The 11282-nt window shown below is 41.3% G+C and carries 15 protein-coding genes and 1 CRISPR repeat array; of the genes, 10 read left to right on the forward strand and 5 right to left on the reverse strand.

Annotated elements, in window-relative coordinates:
* The first annotated feature begins 167 nt into the window (after positions 1 to 167).
* A CRISPR array of direct repeats spans positions 168 to 427; the repeat unit is 37 nt; unit sequence CTTTCAACCCTCCCATTGCTGAGAGGACGGTTGTAAC.
* Between the two features lie 446 nt (positions 428 to 873).
* Positions 874 to 2793 carry a type V CRISPR-associated protein Cas12k gene (gene cas12k / locus ACFE90_RS30350; RefSeq protein ID WP_375506067.1) on the reverse strand — a complete coding sequence of 640 codons (1920 nt, stop codon included), beginning with the start codon at positions 2791 to 2793 and terminating at the stop codon, positions 874 to 876.
* A gap of 81 nt (positions 2794 to 2874) precedes the next feature.
* On the opposite strand from cas12k, the gene ACFE90_RS30355 reads away from it, so the two are divergent.
* From ACFE90_RS30355 to ACFE90_RS30365, 3 genes are all read left to right on the forward strand, one after another.
* Entirely contained in the window at positions 2875 to 3327 is a 453-nt protein-coding gene (locus ACFE90_RS30355) for a MerR family transcriptional regulator (RefSeq protein ID WP_375506068.1), read from the forward strand.
* Positions 3328 to 3558: 231 nt separating this feature from the next.
* Entirely contained in the window at positions 3559 to 4599 is a 1041-nt protein-coding gene (locus ACFE90_RS30360) for a restriction endonuclease subunit S (RefSeq protein ID WP_375506069.1), read from the forward strand.
* A gap of 20 nt (positions 4600 to 4619) precedes the next feature.
* Complete coding sequence (locus ACFE90_RS30365; RefSeq protein WP_375506070.1) at positions 4620 to 5744, forward strand: class I SAM-dependent DNA methyltransferase; 1125 nt, start codon at positions 4620 to 4622, stop codon at positions 5742 to 5744.
* Here the strand turns inward: ACFE90_RS30365 and ACFE90_RS30370 are convergent.
* Positions 5691 to 5948 (reverse strand): hypothetical protein, encoded by a 258-nt coding sequence (locus tag ACFE90_RS30370; RefSeq protein WP_375506071.1) that lies wholly within the window; start codon positions 5946 to 5948, stop codon positions 5691 to 5693. The two genes, ACFE90_RS30365 and ACFE90_RS30370, sit on opposite strands and share 54 nt — an antisense overlap.
* A gap of 124 nt (positions 5949 to 6072) precedes the next feature.
* Here ACFE90_RS30370 and ACFE90_RS30375 point away from each other — a divergent pair, with 124 nt between their 5' ends.
* The 4 genes from ACFE90_RS30375 to ACFE90_RS30390 all read left to right on the forward strand — a co-directional run bounded on the left by ACFE90_RS30375 (position 6073) and on the right by ACFE90_RS30390 (position 8333).
* Positions 6073 to 6261, forward strand: coding sequence for a hypothetical protein (locus ACFE90_RS30375; RefSeq protein WP_375506072.1), 189 nt, complete (start codon positions 6073 to 6075; stop codon positions 6259 to 6261).
* Positions 6262 to 6447: 186 nt separating this feature from the next.
* Positions 6448 to 7341, forward strand: coding sequence for a hypothetical protein (locus tag ACFE90_RS30380; RefSeq protein WP_375506073.1), 894 nt, complete (start codon positions 6448 to 6450; stop codon positions 7339 to 7341).
* 30 nt (positions 7342 to 7371) lie between these two features.
* Positions 7372 to 7716, forward strand: a complete 345-nt coding sequence (locus ACFE90_RS30385) for an STAS-like domain-containing protein (protein ID WP_375506074.1) — start codon at positions 7372 to 7374, stop codon at positions 7714 to 7716.
* A gap of 2 nt (positions 7717 to 7718) precedes the next feature.
* Positions 7719 to 8333, forward strand: coding sequence for a PIN domain-containing protein (locus tag ACFE90_RS30390; protein ID WP_375506075.1), 615 nt, complete (start codon positions 7719 to 7721; stop codon positions 8331 to 8333).
* Between the two features lie 102 nt (positions 8334 to 8435).
* Here the strand turns inward: ACFE90_RS30390 and ACFE90_RS30395 are convergent, their stop codons facing one another.
* A complete protein-coding gene (locus tag ACFE90_RS30395; RefSeq protein WP_072022197.1) occupies positions 8436 to 8600 on the reverse strand; it encodes a hypothetical protein in 165 nt (54 codons plus the stop codon).
* 172 nt (positions 8601 to 8772) lie between these two features.
* Between ACFE90_RS30395 and ACFE90_RS30400 the strand changes: the two genes are divergently transcribed.
* The 3 genes from ACFE90_RS30400 (at position 8773) to ACFE90_RS30410 (ending at position 9933) form a co-directional block, all read left to right on the forward strand.
* A complete protein-coding gene (locus ACFE90_RS30400) occupies positions 8773 to 9330 on the forward strand; it encodes a hypothetical protein (RefSeq protein ID WP_375506076.1) in 558 nt (185 codons plus the stop codon).
* Positions 9327 to 9629: a helix-turn-helix domain-containing protein gene (locus tag ACFE90_RS30405; protein ID WP_375506077.1), complete on the forward strand. Its 303-nt coding sequence runs from the start codon at positions 9327 to 9329 to the stop codon at positions 9627 to 9629. The genes ACFE90_RS30400 and ACFE90_RS30405 overlap by 4 nt, the downstream gene beginning before the upstream one ends.
* A gap of 103 nt (positions 9630 to 9732) precedes the next feature.
* Positions 9733 to 9933 carry a hypothetical protein gene (locus ACFE90_RS30410; RefSeq protein ID WP_322643716.1) on the forward strand — a complete coding sequence of 67 codons (201 nt, stop codon included), beginning with the start codon at positions 9733 to 9735 and terminating at the stop codon, positions 9931 to 9933.
* A gap of 17 nt (positions 9934 to 9950) precedes the next feature.
* Here ACFE90_RS30410 and ACFE90_RS30415 read toward each other — a convergent pair whose 3' ends face one another.
* Together ACFE90_RS30415 and ACFE90_RS30420 are read right to left on the reverse strand one after the other, a co-directional pair.
* Positions 9951 to 10382, reverse strand: coding sequence for a hypothetical protein (locus tag ACFE90_RS30415; protein ID WP_375506078.1), 432 nt, complete (start codon positions 10380 to 10382; stop codon positions 9951 to 9953).
* A gap of 224 nt (positions 10383 to 10606) precedes the next feature.
* On the reverse strand, positions 10607 to 11143 hold the full coding sequence (locus ACFE90_RS30420; protein ID WP_375506079.1) for a TniQ family protein: 537 nt from the start codon (positions 11141 to 11143) through the stop codon (positions 10607 to 10609).
* Positions 11144 to 11282 lie beyond the last annotated feature (139 nt).

The raw sequence follows: 11282 nt of genomic DNA on the forward strand, positions 1-11282 counted from the left end.
GTAACTTTCATCTTCTTACTTCTCCCGCCTTTTTTCTAATTCACATTAGGCGTCACTTTGTAATTATTATACAAAGCAACTAAAACGAGGGGGTGAAGGGACTTGCTTTCAACCCGCCCCTAACTTTAATAATTACTGAAACCTAACACTAATACTGTTTGAAAAATTTTTAAATCCTCCCATTGCTGAGAGGACGGTTGTAACCGACCAAAGAAAATAGGCAACTCATGCAATACGCCTTTCAACCCTCCCATTGCTGAGAGGACGGTTGTAACCTGCCCACCATGCTGGCAAGCCCCAAACAAGGGAAAATTATTCCTTTCAACCCTCCCATTGCTGAGAGGACGGTTGTAACGGTAGAACTATTTTTGACAAGCAAATTGCAATCCACTTTCAACCCTCCCATTGCTGAGAGGACGGTTGTAACAGATACCATCTTTAACCTTGTATAGAAGGGTTTCCAGACCAGACTTGTGTCAACCTTCTCAAAAATCCTCCCAGGATGTAATTTTTGAATTATCTACAAAAGAAATTTATGACTAAATTCCTTGTAGGATTAGGTTTTCAGGATTTGCGCGAACCAGGAGCGGAATTTTGACCTCTCTTTGGTGCGTCAAATAAAGAATTGGGGAGGGTTCCCCCTTGATCGGGGGTGATTCAGTAGCCACTACAGCAGTACATCCGCGCCTTTATTGCTGGGAGCGCACCTATCCTGTCCGAAGACAGCAGCATCAGGGTGAGCAGCTACTAGGGTCAAAAAGCAAGACAGTATTGCTACAGTCAAACTAACCCTCATTTAACACAGTTCAGAGGCTGCAAGCAGCATTAACTGCGGCGCTATTTATTATTTTATTGTCAAGGTTCAGATATTTGTCAACTTCGCCTAGCTAGGCGGAGATGGTAAGCAGAAAAGGCTAATTCTTTTGCTTTTTCATTGGGACTGCCGCGAATAGGTTGTTTTCCCCCTTCAATCATTATTCCTGCCTGAGCAGCTTTGCTTTGAATGCTTTGAATTAATCTGCCGTAGCTCCAGGAATGGACGTTAACTCGATACTGTTTGGCGTATTTTTGCTGAACTTCTACAGAGCCTGGACATTTTGCTTCGGCTATGGCTTGAATTTCACTTTGGATAATCTCTCGCATATCCCCTAGCTTAGGCAAAACTATACTGCCAGCTTCATAGGTTTGTGCGATCGCAATAATTTCTTTAGCTAATAGTCTGTCTATATACTGCCCTAACTCAGATGTACCAAATTGATTGGGAGAGAAGCTTTTTTGTGCTTTGTGACGTTCGTGGGATGATGATCGCTGTTGTCGTCTTTGCCGATTCAGAAGTTCGTAATTGTCGCCAAGTAACTGGCGGATACTCCGGTAAGCTAGAACTTTGCCTGCGATCGCATCTACTACGGCGACAGTTGCAGGTTTTTCTAGTCCCAGGCTGACTCCAACCAAAATGTGTGATTGACCTTGGTAAAGGAGTTTACTAGGACGCTCAAAGGATTTGTTAATTCGAGTTAGCGTTGATTCTTTACGTTTAATAAAAGCAAGCTGTGTTTCCCTGAGGTCACTTTTATCCTTCATGTTGGTGATGAATTTGGTAATCTCATCAGTTTTTTCCTGGCGAACCTGTTCTGTTCCTTCAGCAGTCCAGAGGCGATTGTCAACACAGCAATAGAGATTCAAGTGATTAAGATTCCAAGGTTCGCCTTTACCTTCACCTTCTTGCCAAGCTACACGACCATTTCTGAGGGTGAACAAACCACTTGAATGCTGATTTTTGCTTTGGCGTTTAGTTTGTTGATCTTCTAAGAAGCGTTTAAACCAGTGCAGTTGACGACTATCGCAGTACACCTCAAAAGTTAAATCGCTTAAGCCATTGAAGTGAAGACATAACCTACCTTTTTCGTTTGTTGACCAAACTAGGTCTTCGTTCGTTTCATAAACCAGAGGAAAAGGAACAGAACTAGATCGGGTTAAGAGAATATCCTGCCAGCGTTTAGCTTCAGTATTGTCTTCTGGAACAGTGGTTGTAGCAGTGAGCAGTGTCTCCAACCATCTAGCATTAGTTAAATCTCGACCTTTGGGAATTCGACTTGTTAGCTTTTCGGTTAGCCTTTGAATTTGGATTTCTAGCTTACGACGGCGTTTAGCAAATTTTTCTGGATCTTCTTCTTTTTCATTGAGTTTGCAGCCATTTTTTAGCAAATAGCTGATGGCGCTACGGCTGAGTATATCGTCAGTCTCTTGGTAAGTGCCAAATAATTTATGAGATAAGCTTTGATCGGGATTGGAAGTCGATAATTTTTTGGATTTTTTAGTCTTTCTTCTTTTAGTTAAAGGAGCATTAGATTCAGATTCTGGCGTAATCATTGCCAAAATTTCAACAGCTTTGGTACGAATTACCTCTAAGCTACAATCGCTCATTTCTACTAATTCAGTATCGCTGTTGAGCATTTCTAGCCAGCGTATCTTGCCATCTAGCTGTTGCTGTAGACGTTTCTGAATCGCTAACCAAGATTTGTAAATGTAATCTACAACATGAATTGCTGATAGATAGAAGCGGCTGGGCTGACCTGTAAATCTAGGGTCAGTTTTCAGGGGTTGGCAAAGTTGACTAACAACAGTTGACGGCAGTTTGCCATTTTTTCGCCATTCCTCAAAATCTTGGTGTTTACTAAGCTGTTGAAGTAGTTCGTTAATTAGGGGTGTGTTCAATTCTGCCATTAACTTCCAGAGTTTTTGGCGGGTAGATTCACTGGCAGTTAGGCGACATTGAATAGTTATTTGGCTCATAAAAATAAATTATTACAAAAACACATAGTGTTCTAAAAAAATACAATGTGTTTTAGGAAATGCTTCTATAGGATGATTCTTATGGAAGGAAAGTTTTACACAAGCACAGAAGCAGCAGAAATTACTCATTGCTCTCGCCGCCAGTTGCAGTATTGGCGGGAGAAGGGAGTTATAGTACCTACGGTTAACAGTACTGGCAAAGGTCGTAATGTTTACTACTCCAAAGCTGACCTATTGGTGTTAACAGTAATGGAGCAGTTGCTGTCAATTGGGTTAAATTTTGAGGTTTGCCATGCAGCGTTGGAAACACTGCGCGAACAGGAACCTTGGTTATTTGATGAGTCTCTTCCCGAAGAAAAGATGAAGCGACTAATGTTATTAACCACGCGATCGCCTGAAAAACCTTTGCAATTGGCAGAGTTTGACAAGCAAGTAGCGCTAGAAGCTCTTTGTCAGGGGCAGACTGTAATTCCTTTTTGGAGCGATCGCATTCATCAACGCTTGCGAGAGAATCTCAGAAGCTTTGAGCGGTAGAGGAGCGGCTACCGGATTCAGTGAGAAGCCAATATCCTGATATTCCCTGACGAGATATTGCCGGAATGCGAGATAAACTGATTAATGATTATTTCAATACAGATGTAGAAATAATCTGAAAAGCCGTTCAAGAGGATGTTCCTCAGTTGAGAATATTGATTTCTAAAGTTTTAGAAGATACGTCTAAAAAGCCAGAATAATGGAGATTTCTAATGAGAAAATTATCAGAACATGTCAGTGCACATAGATAGCAGTCAAGGTTTAATTCCTAGCACATGGATTGGTGCCAAATTGGGAGAAATAGCAATTTGGGGATCTGGTGGTACTCCAAGTTCTACAGTTCAGGAATATTATGATGGCGATATACCCTGGTTAGTTATTGGCGCTCTCAATGATGGATATGTTTATAAATCAAAAAAAAGGATTTCTGAAGCTGGACTAGAAAACAGTTCTGCAAAGATTGTTGCTCCCGATAATGTGTTGGTTGCCATGTATGGAAGTATAGGAAAAGTGGGGATAAACAAGGTTCCCGTTGCAACTAATCAAGCTATTGCCTTTACTCAAGAACTAAGTCCATACGTACTCAATAAATACTTATTCTACTATTTGCTCCACATACGAGATCAATTGCAGTCTTTAGGAAAAGGTGGAGCCCAAAAAAATATTAGCTTGTCTTTACTAAAGGAGATTGATATTTTGCTTGCTCCTACCAGAGAGCAAGCGCGTATAGTTGCAAAGATTGATGAGCTTTTTTCTGAGATTGATAAAGGAATTGAATACCTAAGAACTGCTCAAGAGCAACTCAAGGTATATCGTCAGTCAGTGTTGAAATATGCTTTTGAAGGCAAGTTAACTGAACAGTGGCGTGAGGCTCATATTGACAAACTAGAAACGGCTGATCAACTGCTAGAGCGTATCCAGCAAGAGCGTGAAAACCGCTATCAACAGCAGCTAAATAAGTGGGAAGAAGCAGTTAAAGTTTGGGAAGTAAATGGCACAGAGGGTAAAAAGCCTACTAAACCCAAAATGCCTTCTGAAATCACATCTTTAACTGAAGAAGAATTACTACAACTACCTCAGTTACCAGAAGGTTGGTGTTGGGCAAAGGTAGAAGCTCTAGGAGAAGTGCAGTTAGGACGACAACGTTCTCCTCAAAATCGTTCCAGGGATTATCCTACAAGATATATCAGAGCCGCAAACATAACGGAGGACGGTTTTGATTTCACTGATGTAATGGATATGGAATTTAAGCCACATGAGCTTGAACGATAGACAACGAAGCCTGGGTATCCATGAGTGCTGATGTCAAAGGCGATATTTACGAAGGATTGCTAGAAAAAAATGCCGATGACACTAAGTCTGGAGCAGGACAATACTTCACTCCTCGTGCATTGACCAAAGCAATAGTCGAGTGCCTACGTCCTGAACTAAGCAAAACGATTGCTGATCCTGCTTGTGGTACAGGTGGCTTCTTTCTAGCTGCTCATAACTTCATTCATGAGAACTACGAACTGAACGAGTCTCAAGCACAATTCCTCAAGCATGAAACCTTTTATGGCAATGAAATTGTTCCCAGCACCTATCGCCTATGCTTGATGAATCTTTTCCTGCATGAGATTGGCGAGCTCGACAAAGAACCAATTATCTCTCTTAGCGATGCCCTAGTAAAGCCGCCGATCCAACACTTTGACTATGTGCTGGCTAATCCTCCCTTTGGTAAGAAAAGCAGTATGACCTTCTCCAAAGAGGACAAAGAGCAAGGAGAGGATCTGGTTTACAATCGCCCAGATTTTGACGCAACGACCTCAAACAAGCAGCTTAATTTCGTCCAGCATATCAGGACAATGTTGAAGCCCAGTGGAAAAGCAGCGATCATCGTACCTGATAATGTACTTTTTGAGGGGGGAGCAGGAGAAACAGTTCGTAAGTCTCTACTTCAAAAAACTAACCTTCACACTATCCTGCGTCTACCTACTGGTATCTTTTACAAGTCAGGGCTAAAGGCAAACGTTATCTTTTTTGATAACAAACCTGAATCTGAAGCTCCCCAAACCCAAGAAATTTGGTACTACGATTTCCGTACCAATATTCACTTTACCTTACGAAAAAATCCCTTGAAATATGGGGATATACAGGATTTTGTCAATTGCTACAACTCCAAATACCGTTCTAAGCATCCGTCAGTTTGGTCATCTAAAAAACTGGATGGACGTTGGCGTAAGTTTACCTACGATGAATTGGTTGCCAAAGACAAAACAAGCTTAGATATTTGTTGGTTAAGAGATGAAAGTCTATACGATCTGGATAATCCACCAGAACCTGATGTGCTAGCGGCAGAGATCATCGAAAATCTGGAAGCAGGCTTAAACAGCTTCAGAGAAATCTTGAATGGGCTTGGCTGTGAGGATGTGCAGTGAAATTCTCAGAGGTGACAATCGCCATCCTTCAGCAACCCAACCGTTAATCAAGAAAAATACTTCACTCAAATAGCTTTCTGATACTCCCCCATCCCCCCAAACAGCAACCGACAGCGATCGCAACATCCATCCTCCCACAATGCAGGCATTTTCAAAGGTGCTTGACAATTGGGACACTTCGCTAAAATTTTGAGTTGATGGCAATCCCACTTCCATACAGATTTATATTGCCATTCAATCGCTTTGTGTCAAGGACAAACAGTGATTCCTTTCTGGTGCGATGTCTACGGCGCGTTACGCTAACGCATTCATCAACAATTGAAGGCAAATGCTGAAAGTTTTGGTAGCTGATTTGACATTGATTTTTATTCCACCGCTTGCTGAACAAAAACGCATTGTAGAGAAGTGCGATCGCCTGATGTCCCTCTGCGATACCCTAGAAGCCAAATTGAAACAAGGGCGAGACAGCAGCGAGAAGCTGATGGAAGTTGCAGCAAAGCATGTGCTAACAGCTTAATAGCAAGTTTTACCGAGAGTTATACCATTTCACTTTAAAATCGATACACATAGCCAGCAAGGGGGCAGGGAGCAGGGAGCAGGGGGAAAGAATTAAAAACTAATCATTTGTATCAGGCATTTCGTGAAATGGTATTAGAGTATATTTGTACTTTGTATCTAAAATTATGAGATTTAGGATCACTCCGTGTCCTTTGTTGCTAACACTTCACTAACAATCACGCTCAAAGTCCCAACCCTCAACGATGGCAAAGCAGATTTCATTCGGATGTTTGGACTTTGGCAGCAAATCAGAGAAATCGATACACCAAAAATTATCTTTGATTTTTCAGGTTGTTGCTTTCTTCGCCCAAACGCTGTAGCGTTTTTAGGTGGTTTAGCTCGCCTCATTGAAGCTCGTGGTGGTCAAGCTACCTTTGCGTGGGATACACTTCAAGACGATATTAAAGGTAATCTCACTCAAAACGGCTTTCTATATGCCTTTGGAGAAAATCAGCAAGGGTGGAAAGGAAATTCCGTTGCTTACAGGGAAGATCCTAATGACAACCTTGAGAGTATTCTAAATTACCTTGACGAGCAATGGCTTGGACGTGGTTGGGTAGACATCAACCAAACTCTCAAGGATGAAATTATACAGAATGCCCTTGAAATCTATAGCAATGCTTTTGAACACGGCCGATCTAATGTCGGTGTATTCACTTGTGGACAGCGTTATCCTAACTTAAATAAACTAAAGCTGACTGTCATTGACTTTGGTGTAGGCATTCCAGGCAATGTACGCCACTTCCTTCAAGACAGACAGAAATTAGCTGAAGAAACCTTACGTTGGGCATTTCAACGTGGTAAGACAACCCGACCCAGTAGAATATGCGGAGGTACTGGACTGGATTCACTAAAAAAATTTGTAAAGAGTAAACAGGGTAAAATAGAGGTTTACAGCCATGACGCTTACGGTTTAATTGACGAAACTCAAGAGATTTACCAAAGCGCACCCACCTTCTTTGAGGGAACTTTAATAAATATCACTATTAAATGCGACGTAAATTACCATAACTTTACAGAAAATGAAGTATTATTTTAGTACAAAGGTTCTAATAGAGGTTTTAGAGCCATGAAATACAAAGTCTATGAGCTAATTGGCGAAAACTGCATGAGCCAGCAGTCCGGGCAAGAAATCTATGATTTAATTTATCCTCAACTGCAAGCAGGAAAGTTAGTAGAGCTAGACTTTGCTGACGTAAGAAGATTTTTGTCCGTGTTTTTCAACATTGCCATTGGTCAGTTATTGCGCGATATCAAAGCTGAAGACCTAGATCGACTTCTAGTTGTATCTAACCTCAGTCCTCTTGGTCAACAGACCTACGATAATGTGATTGAAAATGCTTTGCGTTATTACTCAGATGAGCAATATCGTGAAGCCGTAGATGAGATGGTTCTTGAACAATCTGCCTGTTAGTCATGTCAGTTAACTACACCGTAAAGGCAGATATCATTGATATCACGACTGATTCCCCCCAAAAGGGGGATATTTTTTTGGTTGATACGAATGTCTGGTACTGGCTGACGTATCCTCCAGCAAGTTTGTCTTTAACTACGTATCAAAGCACCTATTCAAACTACATTACAGATACTTTTACAGCAGGTGCTACCCTTTGCTGCTCTGGTTTATCGCTGGCTGAATTAGCCCATATTATTGAAAGAGAAGAAAAAAAGCTATCATCCTACAGTTCTAGCAGAATTAACAATAAAGAATACCGCCATAACTACCCTTCAGAACGTGCTAGGGTTGTTTCCTTAGTAAAAGCAGCATGGAATCAAGTCAAGAACACCTTTGCTCTTCAAATTAGTGTCAAACTCGATGAAGACACTGTAGATAATGCTTTAACTCAGTTCACTACTCAGTGTTTGGATGGTTATGACCTGTTTATTCTTGAATCTATGAAACAAGAATCAATAAACAAGATTATTACTGATGATGGCGATTATGTGACAGTGCCAGGAATTCAGGTATTTACAGCTAATCCAGGAGCGATCGCCGCAGCTAGAAATCAAGGCAAACTTATAACTAGATAAGCATTGTCCTAAAAAATCGCCAGCAATTACACAGTTGTTACTTGCCTCTTCAAATCCGACTGGGTACGGTGTAGTACGATGTGCGATCACTTCGTTAACAAATTACGATTTTGGTGGAATTTTCCCGTCATTCTGAGCTTGTTTGATAGCTCGTTTCACAATTAACACTGCCATTTGAGACAAAGAACGCTCCTCTGCATCAGCCAAAAATTGCAGGGCTTCTTTGTCTTCTTCTTCCATATAAAGAGTTACAGTTACTTTTCCCATTTCATCATCATAAGCGATTTAGTGTGTTTTTACTTTAAATACATTAAAACACACTAATTAACACAGAAACACTTCATTTTAGCGTATAATTACTGATAAGTCAAAAGCCAGCCATCAACTTTCTCAGGGCGGATGCTGGCTTTTGGCCCCCATATCACAGGAGACATTTTCCATGTTAAAGCCTGTTAGCTACAAAACAGATCAACACAGAGCTTATCAACAAGCTTTAGATGATTTCGGCATCACAGAATTGCTGGCAAAGCTCAACAACTACTCTGATGCTGACTTTGATAGTGCCTGGATACAACTCCAGCAGCAAGAAATAGAAAGTCTAGCTGCAATTCTGATTTCTCAGTTAACTCACAGCATTAACGGTAAGTTAATTGCCGCTTATCTCAATCTCATCCGGCACAGTAACCAAGATATAGCCCCAGGTTTGATTAACCTGAAATACCCAGACACATCTATTGAGCTTCCCGCTAACTTTCCCGATGTAGCTAAGACACCGAGATTTTTATATGGCGATCGCTTGCGTTGGCTCTCAACTGAAAGCGATACTGACTGGGGTATTGTCATTGGTCGATTTTATAGCTTTGCTTGCGATCGCTGCTGCTGGAGTTGGTGTTACCTGATTTGGTTGAGCAAAAATAGCCCCAGTGCTACTTGGACTTCTGCCGACATTGCTTGGGAAGAGGATTTAGAACCAATGGGCGAGGAAACAGACTTATGAATCCTCATCCACTCAAGCAGCGAGAACAAGATTTGATGCAACTCTACATTTACTGTCAACTGGGCATGACTCCCAAGCAGTTTTACTCCAAGTGGCAGGTGAACTATGAAGAAATGGCGCAGATTTGCGATCGTTCCCTTTCCACCGTTCGGCGCTGGTTTGCTAGAGGTAAAAACTACCGCCGCCCCATGCCAGCCGATTTACGCCACCTGGCACTAATGAACTTTTTGCTCGAACATTTTGAGGATATCCCCGAAGAAGTGTTGCAGAAGCTTTGTTTTCCAGACAAGAGTGAGTAGGAATTGAATCTAATTTCAATATCAATTTGATATTTCTTGCCAGCCACCATCAAAGTAGGCTGGCTTTTGTCTTGGAAATTACAGATTTTACCAGAAGAATTCGATGACTTACCTTGAAAAGCTCAGTCCTTGGTGTATAGTCCGACTTAAACCTAATATGCAGAACCAGATTGTAGCTCGTTTTCGCCGCCGCAGTGATGCAGAAGCTCATCTACAAGTTTTATGCCGACTAATCCCCAGCGTAAGTTTTACACTAATTTTCAATGTGGTGTTAGAGCAACAAGACTTGACTGCTTTAAAGTAACATCAGGCATAAAACACTTACTGCAAAATCCTTCCATTAAGTTTGTCAATGTAAGAATTATTTTTCAGGATAAAATTCCGAATTTCAAATGCATTTGTTGCCATATCTGTAAAAGGTCTTTTACAGGCATACGTAACCATCTCAGCTACGCGAGTAGCTAGCCCTTGAGCAACAATTAATCGGCTCTCATCAGAATTTTTTTGTATCTTCTTAAATTTAGGGCGAATTACTTGCTTAAAAGTAATAGGAGCATCAGGATCAAGAACTGATGCCATATCTAGCCCTAAACGTTTAGCAATACGTCCTGCCGCTTCTAAAACAGCTACAGGATTATTTTCAAGTTCTGCATCCCACCATTCAGGTAAGGCTTTTTCTTGAATAAACTTTGGCTGTAATCCCACTTTTGATAAGCGTTTATACAGCATTGGCATTTCAAGGGTTTTATTCATAATTTCCCTCCTCTGCCTATTGTCAATATGTGACCCCTTGTTGTGAATTACAAAAAAATTAATATAACGACGTTATCTATATAGTGACACCATTATGCCACGATGAAAATTGCCTTGACATTGAGTATGCAAATATGCAGCAAAAAGAACCAGAGTTTTAAACAGACTATTCCTTTTGTTATAGTACGTTCGTACTTAAGCCATGCAGCTATCACTACTAATAATCAAGAATCAGCATTTAAGCTTCTCAAGTTAATAACAGGCTTCTGATACGCTGCCATTTCCGCAAATGGTCTTTGACACCTATGACAGCACCCATCCTCCCACAGCGCAGGCATTTTGAGAGGAGCTTCACAATTTGGACACTTCGCTAAAAGTTTGAGTTCGTGGCGATCGCACTTCCATACCGACTTATACTGCCACTCGATTCGGTGACAAGGTGCTTCAGCATAACAAGCCCCACACAAGCGAATTGGCTCATGCTGCATTCCCACTCCAGCAGGTGGTAACATCTGGGCTAACCTTTGGGCATCGACTTCTACCACAGATGCGATCGCTTCCAATTCTTGCTGACTAGGGCGAGGATTAAAATGAAATCTTTCCCAACGTGCTACTACAGCACCAATTCCTGCCAAACTACCCAACCCACTCGGAGATAAATGGTTAGTACGTCTGAACCTACCAAGAAAGTGGCTCAGACTCTCTCCTTCATAGGGTTCAATCAAGAATAGCCAAGGTTTAACATTTGGTGCTTCTATCATTTGTACTCCTTAGCTACTTCCTGTAAAACAGCCTTGTCAATCTTCTTCAATCCCCTTAATAAAGAACGAATTGCTGCTTCCCTCAGAGGATGTCTGAAAAGTAAGAAAGCTCACGTAACGGTATGCTGTCAGTAGAAAA

This window comes from uncultured Nostoc sp. (assembly GCF_964245445.1).
GTDB lineage: Bacteria > Cyanobacteriota > Cyanobacteriia > Cyanobacteriales > Nostocaceae > Nostoc.